The sequence below is a fragment of the Aureimonas frigidaquae genome (assembly GCF_001463905.1).
Classification (GTDB): Bacteria; Pseudomonadota; Alphaproteobacteria; order Rhizobiales; family Rhizobiaceae; genus Aureimonas; species Aureimonas frigidaquae.
Map to the genome: position 1 here is coordinate 202387 of NZ_BBWR01000016.1, position 14997 is coordinate 217383.

Consider the following 14997-nt stretch of genomic DNA (forward strand, 5'->3'; position numbering starts at 1 on the left):
GCAAAATACACTAGAGGACGGGGCGCGCGGCACCGGCTGGGCCTGGCCCCCATGGTGCGCTTGCCCGGCCGCAGGCCGGCGTTACGCAAACACCCAGGAAAGAGCAGGATATGGCCGACGAGCGGCATGCGACCCAAACGGCAGTTCACGAACTTCGCGATGCGGGGTTGGCGTCCAACGCCTGGCCCTTTGAGGAAGCGCGAAAACTGCTGGCGCGGACGCAGGCACCCGGCTTCAAGGGCGAGATCCTGTTCGAGACGGGCTACGGGCCATCCGGCCTGCCGCATATCGGCACCTTCGGGGAAGTCGCCCGCACCTCCATGGTGCGCCACGCCTTCGAGGTGCTGACGGAAGGCAAGGTGCCCACGCGCCTGATCTGCTTTTCGGACGATATGGACGGCTTGCGCAAGGTGCCGGACAACGTGCCCAACCGCGAGGTTCTGGCCGGCTACATCGGCAAGCCACTCAGCCGGGTGCCCGACCCGTTCACCGACGCCTATCCGTCCTTCGCCGCAGCCAACAATGCCCGTTTACGGGCATTTCTGGACCGCTTCGGCTTCGAATACGAGTTCGCCTCCGCCACCGATTACTATACGTCCGGCCGCTTCGACGCGATGCTCCTGCGCATGCTCGCCGCCTATGACGCGGTGATGGAGATCATCCTGCCCACCCTCGGGCCCGACCGGCGCGCCACCTATTCGCCCTTCCTGCCCATCAGCCCGCGGACCGGCAACGTTCTGCAGGTGCCCATGGTGGAGCGCGACGTGGCACGCGGGATGGTGGCCTATATCGATCCCGATACGGGCGAGCGCGTGGAAACGAGCGTGACGGGCGGCGCGGTCAAGTGCCAGTGGAAGGCGGACTGGGCGCTGCGCTGGGCGGCCCTGAAGGTCGATTACGAGATGGCCGGCAAGGACCTGATCGACAGCGTCACCCTGTCCTCAAGGATCTGCGCGGCGCTGGGCGAGACCCCGCCCGACGGGTTCAACTACGAACTCTTCCTGGACGAGAACGGCGGCAAGATCTCCAAGTCCAAGGGCAACGGCCTGACCATCGACCAGTGGCTCACCTATGCCTCGCCGCGCAGCTTGTCCTTCTACATGTTCAACAAGCCGCGTGCTGCCAAGAAGCTGCATTTCGACGTCATTCCCAAGGCCGTGGACGATTACTACGCCTTCGTCGACGCCTATGGCCGGCAGGATCTGAAGCAGCAGCTGCAGAACCCGGTCTGGCATATCCACAAGGGCGATGTGCCGGGCAAGGGGATCGACGTTCCCTTCGCCATGCTCCTCAACCTCGTCTCCGCATCGAATGCCGGCGACAAGCAGACGCTGTGGGGCTTCATCTCCCGCTATGCGCCGGGCGTGACGCCGCAGACGGCGCCGGAGCTGGACGAACTGGTCGGCTATGCGCTCGCCTATTTTGAGGATTTCGTCCGCCCGGCCAAGACGTTCCGGGCGCCGGACCCCGAGGAACGTGAGGCTTTGAAGGCGCTCGACAAACGGCTTGCCGAACTGCCGGCCGGCGCCGATGCCGCTGACATCCAGGATGCTGTCCTGGATGTCGCCCGGCCCCTGGCCCGGTATCAGGATCCGCGCAAGACTGGGCCCGATGGTGGCCCGGGCGTCTCTGTCGAGTGGTTCCAGGCGCTGTACCAAATCCTTCTGGGGCAGGAGCGCGGCCCGCGCTTCGGGTCCTTCGTGGCGCTCTACGGCATTGCCGAGACGCGGGCGCTGATCGCGGCTGCGCTGGATGGCACAATCGCCTGACGACCGTTCAGTCGGTAGCCTCGCCCAGGCGCCAGAGGCCGCGTTGCGCACGCTGCGCGGCTTCCGCCTCCGCCTGGTAGGGGCTTCCCGGCTGCGGCTTGGCCCAGCCCTGACGCACCAGCCATGCGGCGACATCCTCGCCGCCCAGGGTGCAGCGCGCGTCGAGCGTCTGGCCGGCGGAACTTTCCGGCGGAACGTCGCACCGGATGCTGCGTCCGCGCAGCCATCCGCGCAGGGCCGTCCGCGCCTGCGCGCCGCAGGGCACGGTTGCGCCCCCGCTTGCGCAGCGCGCCTGCGCGCCGATCGGCTGCAATCCGCGCAGGCGGACGGTCATGCCCTCGGCCTCGAAGCTCGTCGCCGTGGCAGCCACCGGGCGCAGGAAGGTCCGGCCGTCATTGTCTGCCGCGGTGTCTTGCGCCGGGCCTGCGGGCGGGCTCTGCACCGCTTGCGATCCGCCGGAGGGCGCAGGCGACACCGGAACAGGTGTCGGCGCGGGGGAGGGCTCCACCACGCGACGGGCCAGGCCTGACCCGCCGGGATCGGACTGCGGCGGTGCGGGCGGCGCTTCCGCCACGATCCGGGCGCGCTGCGTGCGCTCCTGCGGCCAGGACGGAAAGGTGGCGGGATCGGGCACGATCAGGAGAACCAGGAGCATGGCGGCCAGAAGCGCGCCTGCGATCTTCAGGTTCCGCATGACGATCTTCATTGGCGCGTCCCGGCTGTCATTCCCCGGGGGGTAAGATATTGCCGCATGCGCCTTTGGAAAGCCCGAAGCCTATTGGCTCGCCCATTCTATCGCCGCCATGCTGCGGATGGCATTTCGGGTGAAGCGCAAAGGCGCGTCGCTGCCGAATGGCTTGATTTCGACCCGGCCCGGCAGGGCGCGGGCAAGCGTGCCGGCCAGAAGATCGCCCGATGACAGAAGGACGAGGACCCGTCGGGGCGGCTTGGGGTCGCTGACGGGAACGAGCAGGAGTGTGGTGCCGGGGCCATAGGCCGGGGCGAGAACGGACCCTGCCTCCACTTTGAGCGCGAAGGCGCCCGGAGTATCGCCGGCTCCCGGAATGGATACGGTCTGATCGGCGCGTGCAGCACCCGCCGTGTCAAGCCTGCTCTGCTGGCGGATATCGTCGAGACTGTGCAGCGGCAGTTCCAGCCGCTGGGGCCGACCGGCACCGGCGATGAAATCCTCGATCGAGGTGCCGGTGGCGGCGAGAACCTTGGAGATCGATTCCGTCGATGGCCAGCGCGGCCGACCATCCGGCGCACGCCGCTTCGACCGGTTGAACGAGGTCGCGTCAAGCCCCGCCTGCCGCGCCAGGGCCGACGCCGTCAGCCCATGTGCATGGGCGAGACGATCGAGCGCCAGCCACCAGTCCTCGTTTGACAACATGCGCCGGACGACTCCCGTATACGGCACCAAATCTCATCTAGTAATTGCAATACGCAACTTATGAGGCACATGCAAAGCGGTGCGGAACTTTGTTCCAAAAACGGCATTTGGGTTGCGACCCGGTTGTTGGGGCGCGATGATGCAGCGGGGAACGGGTGCGGCGGCCGGATGGTTCCCGGCGAGGGGGCCATAGGATGGTTGTGAAGAGCTTGCGTTTTGCGCCGCATACGACCGAGGAAACGAAGATGCGCGCAAGCGAGCCCGGGCGGGGCCGCAGCGCGACGGGCCCGTTCGGCATTCCCTTCAAAGGGTGGAAGGACATTGCGGCGCGGCTGTGGGTGTCCTTCTTCGAAGACCGGATCATGCTCATCGCCGCCGGGGCGACCTTCTACCTGTTGCTCGCCCTGTTCCCGGCGCTCGCCGTGTTCGTGTACTTTTACGGGCTGATGGCCGATCCGGCGACGATTGCCGGCCATATCGTATTTCTGGCGCGTTTCCTGCCGCAAGCCGGGCTCGAACTGGTCAATGCCCAGCTCGAATATCTCGTCAGCCAGAACCGGTCATCGCTCTCGGTCGGATTCGTGACGAGCTTGCTCTTTGCCCTGTGGAGCGCCAATAACGGCATCAAGACGCTCTTCGAAGCCATGAACGTCGCCTATGGAGAGCAGGAAGAGCGCAGCTTCATCAAGCTCAATCTCGTTGCGCTGTGCTTCACGCTCGGGGCGATCTTCATCATCAGCGTCCTTTTCATCGGCATCGGCCTCGTTCCCGTGATCATGGGGCTGATCGGCGCGTCGAGCCTGACCGACGATCTGGTCTTCATCGGCCGCTGGCCGATCATCTTCGGGCTGGTGGTTATGTCGATCGGCCTGATCTACCGCTACGGGCCAAGCCGCGCCCGGGCGCGATGGGCGTGGGTCCTGTTCGGGGCCGCCGTCACCGCATCGGTCTGGATGGCCGCGACGCTCGGCTTTTCCTGGTACCTGACCAACTTCGCTAATTACGGCGCGATGTACGGCTCTCTCAGCGCGATCATCGGCTTCATGATGTGGGTGTGGATCTCGTCCGTCATCTTCATCCTGGGAGCGGAGATCAACGCCGAGATGGAGCATCAGACGGCGGTGGACACGACGGTGAGCGGCGATACGCCGCTCGGCCTGCGGGGTGCGCGCGTCGCCGATACGATCGGCGCCCGCGCCGGCGGCGACAGGCCGCCCCCCGTGGAAAAACCGGGCCTCTTCGGCTGGTTCCGCAGCAAGCAGCGGTGACGCGACGCCCGCCCGTCAGGCGGGCGCAAAGCGCGCGTAGAAGGTTTCGCCGGCGGCCGCCATATCCCGCAACTGGGGGGTGGGCGCAAAGCGGGGCCCGTGGCTGGCGGCAAGACGCTCGCACAGCGCGACGAAGCGATCGACCCCCATCCCGTCGATGTAGGAGATCGCCCCGCCCGTGTAGGGCGCATAGCCGAAACCCAGTATGGAGCCGACATCGGCCTCACGCGGGTCGGTGACGACACCTTCCGCCATGGTGCGGGCCGCTTCCAGCGCCATTATGGCCAGGAAACGCTGCTGCAGCTCGGTCACGTCGATCGTGTCGGGGTCCTTCTGCTGGAACATCGCCTTCAGCCCCGGCCACAGATGTTTGCGCGCCGGCTTGGCCGGGTAGTCGTAGAAGCCCTTGCCGGCCTTGCGGCCGAGCCGACCGTCCGCCACCAGTGCGCTGACGAGCGCGTAATGGCCCTGGTCGACCGCGCCTGGCCCGAGATCGGCCATCGCCGCCTTCAGGATGCGGGCCGATAGATCGATCGCGACCTCGTCATTGAGGGCGAGGGGGCCGACCGGCATGCCGGCCATGCGTGCGGCATTCTCGATCATGGGTGCGGGAATGCCCTCGATCAGCATGTCGTAGGCTTCGGACATGTAGGCCAGGACGCAGCGATTGGCAAAGAAGCCGCGCGTATCGTTGACGACGATCGGGGTCTTGCGAATGGCGCGCACAAAATCCAGCGCGGTCGCGACCGCCGTTTCGCCCGTTTGCGCGCCCCGGATCACCTCGACCAGCATCATCTTGTCCACGGGGGAGAAGAAGTGGATGCCAACGAAGCGGGCCGCGTCGGGAAAGCTCTCCGCAAGGCCCGTGATGGGCAGGGTCGAGGTGTTGGACGCGAAGATCGCATCCGGCTTCATGGCGGCGGCGGCGCGGGAAATGACATCCGCCTTGACGCCCCGGTCTTCGAAGACCGCTTCGATCACCAGATCGGCGGCGGCGAGCGCCGCCATGTCGTCGGCAGGGGTGATACGGGCGAGCTGCGCGTCGGCCTTGTCGCGCGCCATGCGACCTTTTTCGACCTGCGCGGCCAGGAGGGTGGCGGAATGGTCCTTGCCCTTCTGCGCGGCGGGCATGTCCCGGTCTATCAGCACGACTTCCATTCCGGCCGCGGCGGCGACATGGGCGATGCCGGCGCCCATGAAGCCCGCACCGATGACGGCGACGCGACGCGGCGTTGCCTCCGCGACGGAGCGCGGCCGTTTGGCGCCCTTCGAAAGTTCCTGCATGGAGACGAAGAGGGAGCGGATCATCATGGCGGCCTGCGTGGTGCGCAGGACGGAGGCGAAGTAACGCTGCTCGACCCGAAGCGCCTGATCGATCGGCAGGAGCAGCCCCTCATAGACGCATTTCACGATGGCGCGGGCACCAGGATAGTTGTCGAAGGTTTCCTTGCGATAGAGCGAGGATACGGCCGGCCAGAGCTGCGCGCCGGCTGCGGAATAGACGGGGCCCGAGGGCAGTTTGTAACCCTTTTCGTCCCACGGCTTGATGGCCGGCAGGCCCGCCGCGATCATCGCCTTGGCAGCATCCAGGAGCGCGGCGGGCTCGACACAGGCATCGATGAGCTTGCGCGACAGCGCCTTGTCCGCGCGCATCGTTTCGCCCTTCAGAAGCATTTGCAGGGCGGATTGCGTGTCCAGCATGCGGGCGATGCGCTGGGTGCCGCCGGCCCCGGGGAAGATGCCGACCTTCACCTCCGGCAGGCCCATCACCGCATTGGGCGTGGCGATCCGGCCATGGCAGGCGAGGGCCAGTTCGAAACCGCCGCCCATACAGGTTCCGTTGATCGCCGCCACGAAGGGTTTGCCGCAGGTCTCGATCCGCCGCCACAAGGCGCCCATTCGACCGCATTGTTCGAACAGGGCCTGCGCCGCCGCCTCCGGGTCGTCGCGCTTGAGCGCATCATGCGCTTCCAGCATACGGCCGAGCATCTTGAGGTCCGCGCCGCCCGTGAAGCTGCCCGCCTTGCCCGAGGTGAAGACGACGCCCTTGATCGTTGCATTGGCGGTTACGGCGTCGAGCACGGTTTCGATCTCGTCCATCACCGCTTCGGTGAAGACGTTCATGGATCGGTCGGGCATGTCCCAGGTCAGGGTGGCTATACCATCGGCATCGGTCGTCAGGTCGAAATTGCGCAGATCCATATTCATGAACTCCCGTCAGACGCGTTCGATGATCGTGGCCGTGCCCATTCCGGCACCGATGCAGAGGGTGACGAGGGCGGTCTGTTTGCCCTGCCGCTCCAGTTCGTCCAGGGCCGTCCCCAGGATCATGGCGCCCGTCGCGCCCAGCGGATGGCCCATGGCGATGGCGCCGCCATTCGGGTTCATGCGCTCGGGGTCGATGTCGAAGGCCTGGAGGTAGCGCAGGACGACGGCGGCGAAGGCTTCGTTCAGCTCGAACAGGTCGATATCGGCGAGCGACATGCCCGCCCGCTCCAGGAGCTTGTGGGTCACATCCACCGGGCCCGTCAGCATCAGGGCCGGGTCCGATCCGATATTGGCGAAGGCGCGGATGCGCGCCCGCGGGGCCAGGCCCATGGATGTGCCGGCCTGCCGGGAGCCGACAAGGACGGCGGCCGCGCCGTCGACGATGCCGGAGGAATTGCCGGCATGGTGGACGTGATCGATGCTTTCGATCTCCGGATGCGCCTGGATGGCGACGGCATCGTAGCCGCCCATGGCCGCGACGGGCGCAAAGGACGGGTTCAGGCTCCCCAGCGCCTGCATGTCGGTTCCCGGCCGCATGTGTTCGTCCCGGTCCAGGATGACGAGACCGTTCTGGTCCCGCACGGGAACGACCGAGCGTTGAAAACGGCCTTCCGTCCAGGCCCGATGCGCGCGACGCTGGCTTTCCACGGCATAGGCGTCCACATCGTCCCGGGTGAAGCCGTATTTGGTGGCGATGAGATCGGCGGACACGCCCTGCGGCATGAAGTAGGACGGGATGCCGACCGAGGGATCCATGAACCAGGCGCCGCCCGACATGCCCATGCCGACGCGCGACATGCTTTCCACCCCGCCGGCCACGACGAGCTCGTCCGCCCCTTGCGCGACCTTGGCCGCCGCCAGATTGACGGCGTCGAGGCCCGACGCGCAGAAGCGCGAGATCTGCATGCCGGGTGCGCGGTTGTCGAACCCCGCTTCGAAGGCGGAAGCCTTGGGGATGACGGCGCCCGCTTCCCCGACCGGGTCGACGCAGCCGAAGATGATGTCGTCGATCCGGGCCGTATCGAGGGCATTCCTGTCACGCAGCGCCTCCAGCACCCGGGCGCCCAGCCGGACGGCCGGCACTTCGTGCAAAGCACCGTCCTTCTTGCCGCGTCCGCGCGGGGTGCGGACATGATCGTAGATGAATGCGTCGGCCATCTTCGTGCCTCCCATCAGAATGCGTCGGCGTCGAGCGCCATGATGCTGCCGGCCCCGGCGGTGATGCGCCCGAGCCGCATGGCGGTTTCCGGCATCAGCCGTTCCATGAAGAAACGGGCCGTTGCAAGCTTGGCCTGCAGAAAGGCCGCGTCCTGCGGCGCGCCCGCGGCAAGGCGGGCCTGCGCGGCCACGGCCATGCGCGCCGACGACATGCCCAGCGCGACCAGGCCGAAAAGATGCATGTAGTCGCTCGCGCCGGCCGCGCCATGGTTCGGATCCTCCGCCCCCTTGGCGGCGAGCCAGGCGGTGGCCTGACGCAGATCCTGGAAGCCACGCGCCAGCCCCTTGCCGATGGCTGACAGGGCAGGGTCGCCCGCCAGTTCATCGCAGAAGGCCGCGACGCTGGCGAAGTAGCGGGACACGGCGCGCCCGCCATCAAGGCCGAGTTTGCGACCGACCAGATCCAGCGCCTGGATGCCGTTGGCGCCTTCGTAGATCTGGGCGATCCGCGCATCGCGCACGAATTGCTCCATGCCCCATTCGGCGATGTAGCCATGACCGCCTAGGACCTGCTGCGCCATGACGGCATTGTCGAAGCCGAGATCGGTCAGCACGCCCTTGATGACCGGCGTCATCAGCCCGAGATGGTCGAGCGCTTCTGCCCGCTCCTGCGCATCCTTCGCATGGCGGGCGAGGTCGGCCGAGAGGGCCGTATGGAGGACGAGCGCGCGCCCGGCTTCGTTGATCGCCCGCATGGTCATGAGCATGCGGCGGATGTCGGGATGCACGATGATGGGATCGGCGGGGCGGTCGGGGAAGGCCGGCGACGGCAGGCTGCGGCCCTGCAGCCGCTCCCGCGCATAGGCGACCGCGTTCTGATAGGCGATCTCGGACACGGCGAGGCCCTGTACGCCGACGCCGAGCCGTGCCTCGTTCATCATGGTGAACATGGCCGCCAGGCCGCGATGCGCTTCGCCCAGGAGCCAGCCGGTGGCCCCGTCATAGTTCATCACGCAGGTCGCGTTGCCGTGAATGCCCATCTTCTCTTCGATGGCGCCACAGGACAGTGCGTTGCGCGTGCCGTCGGCATAGAGCTTGGGCACGATGAAGAGCGATATGCCCCGCACGCCCGCCGGTGCCCCGTCGATCCGCGCCAGCACCAGGTGGAGGATGTTGTCGGACAGGTCGTGCTCTCCGGCGGAGATGAAGATCTTCTGCCCGGAAATGGCATGGGAGCCGTCGGCGTGCGGGGTTGCGCGGCAGCGCAACAGGCCGAGATCGGTGCCGCAGTGCGGCTCCGTCAGATTCATGGTGCCGGTCCAAGTTCCGGCGATCATGGGCGCGAGGTAGTTGGCCTTCTGCTGCGGGGTGCCATGCGTCTCGATGGCGGCGATGGCCCCGGCCGTCAGGCCCGGATACATGGCAAGGGCCATGTTGGCGGAGGACATGTATTCGTTGGCCGCCACCGCCAGGACATGGGGCAGACCCTGGCCGCCGAACTGCGGATCGGCCGACAGGCCGCCCCAGCCCGCCGAACAGAAGCGGGCATAGGCTTCCCGGAAGCCGGGCGGTGTCGTCACGCTGCCATCACCATGCCGGGTGCAGCCGGTACGATCGCCGATGGCGTTCAACGGGTGGAAGACATCGGCGGCGAAGCGCCCGGCCTCCGTCAGGATCGCGGCCACCATGTCGGGCGTCGCATCCTCGAAGCCGGTATGGCCACTATACCGGTAGAGACCGGCGACAGCCTCCAGCGCAAACTGCGTGTCGGCGACAGGCGGGATGTAGACAGTCATGCGCCGAGCTCCTCCTCGATTGACGTTTTCGTAAACGTAATATGGGTCGGCTGTAAAGTCCTGTCCTATTCGCCCGCCGGAACGTCCGGCATTAGCGGGCGATTAACCATTCCACGGGAAGATGCAGAGGCGGATGTGCAATGACGCCGGATCCCCCGCGGGGATGCGTTCGAGGGGACCGAGATGGGCGTAGCCGACAAGGCGAAGGTGACCGGCCGGGGCGGGGAGACATCCCCCGCCAGTATGGCGGCGCTGACGCACACGCTGGAGGAGCTGGAGCGCCGCCTGGCGCGCCTGTCCGACGGCCGTGGCGGCAAGCCCGAGGCTGCGCAGCCCGACATGCCGGCAAAGCCTGCGACGCCGCCGCAGACTCCCTCCGAACGGCTGCGCCGCATCGTCGATCGAAGCACACAGCAGGCCGCGTCCATGCGGGCGAAGAGCGACATGGAAGGTTTCAGCCATGACATCGTCGGTACCGTCGTGAAGGAGCTTTCCCAGTTCCGGCACGATCTGCGCCAGGACATGGCCGCGGGGCAGCGAGCCGGCCAGATGGCGATGGGGCATGCCTTCGCCACGCTCGAGGCTACGCTCGCCACCCGTGACAATTCCGAGCTGATCGCCGACGGACTTGCCGATATCCTGTCCAGGCTGGCCATTCTGGAGAGCCGCGAGGGGGATGTGCAAGCCCTCGAGGCCCTGCGCGAGGATACGCGCCGCCTGAAGGCCGTAACGGCAGGGCTCGCCACACAGGACGATCTGACCCGCCACATGGGTGCGGTCACCGACCGGCTGGACCGCCTGGCGCAGTCGAGCGCGACGCTGGTGGCGAGCGAACAGTTCGACGATGGCGTCGCCCGTCTGGTCGAGCGGCTGGACAGGGTCGAACAGATCGTCTCCGGCCTGCCATCGGCGCTCGGGCTGGATCGGCTGGAAGCACGGCTTGCCGGACTGGGCACAGGCAATGCCGCCGCCCCGGACCTTGCGGGCATCGAAGAGCGGCTGGACGAAATTTCCGGGGCCATTCTGGCGCTCGATCGCAGCGCAGCCCCGGCCGTGCCGGCCTGGCTGGAAGAGCGCCTGGCCGGCATACTCCTGGCGCTGGACGGCCTGTCCGATGCGCAGGAGCGCCGCGCCGACGACCTGGCCGGCCGCATCGACCGCAGCGCCTTTCCGGAAGCGGTGCTGGAAGAGCGCCTCGACCGCTTCATGCAGCGGCTGGAACAGGCGGAAGACGAGCGCTACCGCCGCCATGTCACCGCCTTCGCGCAGGAACTCGACCGCCTGGAGGCCTTGTGGCAGAGCGGCGACGGCCGGCTTGCCGAGACCGAGGAACGGCTGGGCGCCATTCTGAAGAGCGTGGTGGAACGCCTGTCGCAGCTTGAGGCCGAGGCGCGGATCCACGCCTCGGACGGTTTCGGCGGCGTCGTCTTCGACGCCGATTTCGGCGCCTGGCAGCCTGAGGCGGGCGCCGGTGATGCGCCGGAGGGGCTGCGCGCCGCGCTCGACCGGCACCTGAACGGCCGCCACCTGCCGGAGGCGGAGGAGAGTGCGCCGGCACAGGCCCATGCCGAGCCGGCTGAGCAGACGCGCTACGGACGCGACGTGCCGGATTTCGGCAGCATCCTGGACCGCGTCCGCCGCCATGAACGGGCGGCGGGGCTCGAACCCTCCACCCGGGCGGATTTCATCGCCGCGGCCCGCCGCGCCGCCGTGGCCGCGGCCGAGGAGGCCGATGCCCTGCAACGGGGTGCAGGCCGCGCGCAGGGCGGGGACGCATCCGCGCGCACGCGCTTCCGCAAGCCTATGTTCATGGCCGCCGGCGCCATCATGATGGCGCTCATGGCGCTGCCGTTCACACAGCTCGAGCTCGAGCCGGGGGGCGACAGGCAGACCGGTGAGATCGCCAGCAACGGCGCCGACGCCACCGGGCCGCGCCTGGCCGCCAATGGCGATCCCGACGTGTCGATGGAAATGACGGCATCCGTGGCAGCGCGGATGGCCGGCGCCCTGCCGGAGGCGACGGGCGATATCATCGCCGTAGCGCTGGACCGCCTGCCGGCGCAGGCGGTCGGCCCGCTGCCGGACCTGCCCCCACGGATCGGCGATCTTGGCCCCCGCGTCATGGTGGGCGATGCCGCCGCCATGGCGGCCATCGGCGTGACGCTCATCGATGCGGCAGAGGTGGAGGCCGGGCTCGCCTGGCTCGGCCAGGCGGCACGGCGTGGTTACGCGCCGGCGCAGTACCGGCTGGGAAGCCTGTATGAGCGCGGCGCCGTGGTGGCCAAGGACATGGCGACGGCACGGGCCTGGTACCTCGTCGCGGCGCGGGGCGGAAACGTCCGGGCCATGCACAATCTGGCGGTGATCGATATTTCCGGCCTGGCCGGCGCGGCTGACCGCGCAGGCGCGGCGCACTGGTTTGCGGCGGCGGCGGAGCGCGGCATGGCCGACAGCCAGTTCAATCTCGCCATTCTGCATGCGCGTGGGGCCGGGGTCCCGCGCGATCCTGCGGCAGCCTACAAATGGTTCTCCATCGCGGCCCGCTCGGGCGATGCGTCGGCCTTGCGCAACCGCGACAGTGTCGCCACGGAGCTGAACGAAGCCGCGCGTGCGGCCATCGACGCGGATGTCGCCGCATGGCGGCCGCTGCCGCCGACGCGGGCGGCAAACGAGGAACGCTACACGGGCGGGCGGGTCTGAACCAAGCGCAGAAGCGCGGCACGCCCGGCGGGCTTGTCGCAAATCTGCGACAGGAATGACAGATACGGCGGGGCCTGCCACCACGAGGCTTGCACGCCGGCAGCTCCACCGCCATGCAGCGATGGGTAACTGTGGGACACGGACGCTGGCCGCGGACCCACCAGAGGAAGATGCGGGGCCGGTCTTGAACCTTTACCTGCCCATAGCCGAGATATCCGTCAATGCCTTCATTTTGATCGGCATGGGCGCCGCCGTGGGCTTTTTGTCCGGGCTGTTCGGCGTGGGCGGCGGCTTCCTCATCACGCCGCTCCTGATCTTCTACAACATTCCGCCGGCCATTGCCGTGGCGACCGGGGCCAACCAGGTCATCGCCTCGTCCTTTTCGGGCGCGCTCGCCCATTACCGGCGCGGCACGGTGGACCTGAAGCTCGGCCTGATGCTGCTTCTGGGGGGCGCCCTCGGCTCCGTCGTGGGCGTCTGGCTCTTTACGATCCTGCGCCGGCTCGGCCAGCTCGATCTGGCCGTATCGCTCCTCTATGTCGTCATGCTCGGCACGGTGGGCGGGCTGATGCTGGTGGAGGCAGTGCAGGCGATGCGCCGCGTCCACAAGGGCGGCTCGGGAGAGGTGCGCCATTCCAGCCACCACAACTGGGTGCAAAAGCTGCCCTTCAAGATGCGCTTCAAGCGCTCCAAGCTCTACGTCTCGGTCATTCCGGTGCTGGGGCTCGGCTTCTTCATCGGTGTGCTCGCCTCGGTCATGGGCGTGGGCGGCGGCTTCATTATGGTGCCGGCCATGATCTACCTTCTGCGCGTGCCGACGGCCGTGGTGGTCGGAACGTCGCTGGTGCAGATCATGTTCACCGCGGCGGTTACGACAGTCCTGCAGGCGGCCACCAACCAGACGATCGACATATTGCTCGGCCTGCTGCTGATGATCGGCGGTGTCGTCGGGGCGCAATTCGGCGTGGAGGCCGGCCGCAAGCTGCGCGGCGACCAGCTTCGTGCGCTGCTGGCGCTCCTTGTCCTTGCGGTGGCGGTGCGCCTTTTGGTGGGCCTCGTGCTCACGCCGGACGAGCTCTATTCCATCAGCCTGCCCAGCGGTGCGCAGCCATGAGGGTGGAGAGCCTGAGGGCGTGGCTCGCCGCGCTCCTGCTCTGGATCGCCTGCGGCGGCGCGGCGGTGGCGCAGGTTCCTGTCGAGGGGTTCGAGATCGGCCTGTCGACCAACGAGATCACGGTGGGCACGAATTTCGGCGGCTCGCGGCTGGTCGTCTTCGGTGCGCTCGACAATGCCGATCTGCGGGTGCTGCGGCAGGGGCGCTACGACATCGTCGTCGTTCTGGAAGGGCCGCGGCGCAATGTCGTCGTGCGTCAGCGCGACCGCGTCTTCGGCATCTGGATCAACCGCGGTTCGGAACAGTTCGACGCGCTGCCCCTGTCCTATGCGCTGGCGGCCAGCCGCCCCTTGCGCGACATCGCCCCGGCTTCCGTGCTGCGGCAGCTCAACATCGGCGCCCGCAACGAAGTGCTGCGCGCCCAGCGCTCCACCGACAACACGCAGGCCGAGGCCGATGATTATGCGCAGGCCATGCTGCGGCTGAAGACGCAGAGCAACCTGTACATGGAATCCTTCGGCACGATCGAATTCGTCAGCCAGACCCTGTTCCGGGCGAGCCTCGTCCTGTCGTCCGACCTGCCGGTGGGGCGGCACACGGTGCGCGCCTATCTGTTCAAGGAAGGCCAGTTCCTGCGGGAGCGGTCCGAGGAATTGTGGGTGCGCAAGACGGGGATCGAGAACGACATATCCGTCTTTGCCGCCAGCAACGGTGCGCTCTACGGCCTGATGGCCGTTCTCCTGGCCGTGGCGACGGGCTGGTTCGGCCGCGTGCTGTTCCGGCGGGACTGAGGCGCTAGCGGCACAGCATGGCGAAGGAGAGCGGGAAGATTCCCGTCAGGCCGACCACGTAGGCGCGTGCGCGCTCGGCGGCGAAGAGCCCGGAAAAGGCCTGTCCCAGAACGTTCATGCCGCCCGTCGTGACACCGAAGGAGGGCATGATGAGCCGCTGACCGTCGGTTGCAAAACAAGGTGCCCGGACGCTGCGCCCACGGCCCGCGACCTTGGCGACAGGGTGCAGATGGCCCGCGACCTCACCCGGCCGGCAGCGCGGCCCCGGCTCGTGACGGAAATGCAGGTGGCCGATCTCGTGTTCCGGCGTGGCATGGCCGCCGAGCATGGCCGGCGGTTCGGGATCGTGATTGCCGGCAATCCAGATCCATGTCCGGCCAGACATCAGTCCGGCGAGCTGCTCGCGCGGGCCGGCGGGCATGAAGGCGGCGCCGATCCTGTCGTGGAAACTGTCCCCGAGCGAGACGACCGTTCGCGGATCGTAGCGGGCGATCACGATTTCCAGGAGCGAAAGGGTCGCGGCCGTATCATAGGGCGGGAGCATCATGCCCCGGCGCGCGAAGGCGGCGCCCTTCTCCAGATGCAGGTCCGATACGACGAGGAGCCGATGGTCCGGCGCATAAAGCGCGCCGGACGGATCGCAGACCAGCGCCTCGCCGTTCACCTGTGTCTCGACGCCGGCGCATTCAGCCTGCCGCATGCGCCGCTGCAACATCGTCATCGATCGTTCCTGCCTGCCT

General features: G+C 67.7%; 11 protein-coding genes. 5 read left to right on the forward strand and 6 right to left on the reverse strand.

Annotated elements, in window-relative coordinates; all coding sequences use genetic code 11:
- Positions 1-110 precede the first annotated feature (110 nt).
- Positions 111-1769 carry a lysine--tRNA ligase gene (locus tag AUL30_RS15840; protein WP_062228857.1) on the forward strand — a complete coding sequence of 553 codons (1659 nt, stop codon included), beginning with the start codon at positions 111-113 and terminating at the stop codon, positions 1767-1769.
- 7 nt (positions 1770-1776) lie between these two features.
- Here the strand turns inward: AUL30_RS15840 and AUL30_RS15845 are convergent, their stop codons facing one another.
- Both AUL30_RS15845 and AUL30_RS15850 read right to left on the reverse strand, forming a co-directional pair.
- On the reverse strand, positions 1777-2475 hold the full coding sequence (locus tag AUL30_RS15845) for a thermonuclease family protein (protein WP_062228858.1): 699 nt from the start codon (positions 2473-2475) through the stop codon (positions 1777-1779).
- A gap of 69 nt (positions 2476-2544) precedes the next feature.
- Positions 2545-3162, reverse strand: coding sequence for a helix-turn-helix domain-containing protein (locus tag AUL30_RS15850; protein WP_062228859.1), 618 nt, complete (start codon positions 3160-3162; stop codon positions 2545-2547).
- A 245-nt stretch (positions 3163-3407) separates the two neighbouring features.
- On the opposite strand from AUL30_RS15850, the gene AUL30_RS15855 reads away from it, so the two are divergent.
- Positions 3408-4430 carry a YihY/virulence factor BrkB family protein gene (locus tag AUL30_RS15855; RefSeq protein ID WP_244490863.1) on the forward strand — a complete coding sequence of 341 codons (1023 nt, stop codon included), beginning with the start codon at positions 3408-3410 and terminating at the stop codon, positions 4428-4430.
- Between the two features lie 15 nt (positions 4431-4445).
- On the opposite strand, the gene AUL30_RS15860 is transcribed toward AUL30_RS15855, so the two are convergent.
- From AUL30_RS15860 to AUL30_RS15870, 3 genes are read right to left on the reverse strand one after another with little or no spacing between them, the layout of a single operon-like run.
- A complete protein-coding gene (locus AUL30_RS15860) occupies positions 4446-6632 on the reverse strand; it encodes an FAD-dependent oxidoreductase (RefSeq protein ID WP_062228923.1) in 2187 nt (728 codons plus the stop codon).
- A gap of 15 nt (positions 6633-6647) precedes the next feature.
- Positions 6648-7856: an acetyl-CoA C-acetyltransferase gene (locus AUL30_RS15865; RefSeq protein WP_062228924.1), complete on the reverse strand. Its 1209-nt coding sequence runs from the start codon at positions 7854-7856 to the stop codon at positions 6648-6650.
- A 14-nt stretch (positions 7857-7870) separates the two neighbouring features.
- Positions 7871-9652 carry an acyl-CoA dehydrogenase gene (locus AUL30_RS15870; protein WP_062228860.1) on the reverse strand — a complete coding sequence of 594 codons (1782 nt, stop codon included), beginning with the start codon at positions 9650-9652 and terminating at the stop codon, positions 7871-7873.
- A 183-nt stretch (positions 9653-9835) separates the two neighbouring features.
- On the opposite strand from AUL30_RS15870, the gene AUL30_RS15875 reads away from it, so the two are divergent.
- The 3 genes from AUL30_RS15875 (at position 9836) to AUL30_RS15885 (ending at position 14257) form a co-directional block, all read left to right on the forward strand.
- Positions 9836-12352 carry a tetratricopeptide repeat protein gene (locus AUL30_RS15875; protein WP_062228861.1) on the forward strand — a complete coding sequence of 839 codons (2517 nt, stop codon included), beginning with the start codon at positions 9836-9838 and terminating at the stop codon, positions 12350-12352.
- 184 nt (positions 12353-12536) lie between these two features.
- Positions 12537-13466, forward strand: a complete 930-nt coding sequence (locus tag AUL30_RS15880) for a sulfite exporter TauE/SafE family protein (RefSeq protein ID WP_062228862.1) — start codon at positions 12537-12539, stop codon at positions 13464-13466.
- On the forward strand, positions 13463-14257 hold the full coding sequence (locus AUL30_RS15885; protein ID WP_083507988.1) for a TIGR02186 family protein: 795 nt from the start codon (positions 13463-13465) through the stop codon (positions 14255-14257). The genes AUL30_RS15880 and AUL30_RS15885 overlap by 4 nt, the downstream gene beginning before the upstream one ends.
- A 4-nt stretch (positions 14258-14261) precedes the next feature.
- Here AUL30_RS15885 and pdeM read toward each other — a convergent pair whose 3' ends face one another.
- The gene (gene pdeM, locus AUL30_RS15890) at positions 14262-14972 is read right to left on the reverse strand and encodes a ligase-associated DNA damage response endonuclease PdeM (RefSeq protein ID WP_062228925.1); all 711 of its coding nucleotides are present in this window, start codon (positions 14970-14972) and stop codon (positions 14262-14264) included.
- Positions 14973-14997: the final 25 nt, after the last annotated feature.

Excerpts from the sequence above, each read along its gene's own strand:
- AUL30_RS15840 (WP_062228857.1), top strand. The coding sequence starts at position 111 with ATGGCCGACGAGCGGCATGCGACCCAAACGGCAGTTCACGAACTTCGC.
- AUL30_RS15845 (WP_062228858.1), bottom strand. The coding sequence starts at position 2,475 with ATGAAGATCGTCATGCGGAACCTGAAGATCGCAGGCGCGCTTCTGGCC.
- AUL30_RS15850 (WP_062228859.1), bottom strand. The coding sequence starts at position 3,162 with ATGTTGTCAAACGAGGACTGGTGGCTGGCGCTCGATCGTCTCGCCCAT.
- AUL30_RS15855 (WP_244490863.1), top strand. The coding sequence starts at position 3,408 with ATGCGCGCAAGCGAGCCCGGGCGGGGCCGCAGCGCGACGGGCCCGTTC.
- AUL30_RS15860 (WP_062228923.1), bottom strand. The coding sequence starts at position 6,632 with ATGGATCTGCGCAATTTCGACCTGACGACCGATGCCGATGGTATAGCC.
- AUL30_RS15865 (WP_062228924.1), bottom strand. The coding sequence starts at position 7,856 with ATGGCCGACGCATTCATCTACGATCATGTCCGCACCCCGCGCGGACGC.
- AUL30_RS15870 (WP_062228860.1), bottom strand. The coding sequence starts at position 9,652 with ATGACTGTCTACATCCCGCCTGTCGCCGACACGCAGTTTGCGCTGGAG.
- AUL30_RS15875 (WP_062228861.1), top strand. The coding sequence starts at position 9,836 with ATGGGCGTAGCCGACAAGGCGAAGGTGACCGGCCGGGGCGGGGAGACA.
- AUL30_RS15885 (WP_083507988.1), top strand. The coding sequence starts at position 13,463 with ATGAGGGTGGAGAGCCTGAGGGCGTGGCTCGCCGCGCTCCTGCTCTGG.
- pdeM (WP_062228925.1), bottom strand. The coding sequence starts at position 14,972 with ATGTTGCAGCGGCGCATGCGGCAGGCTGAATGCGCCGGCGTCGAGACA.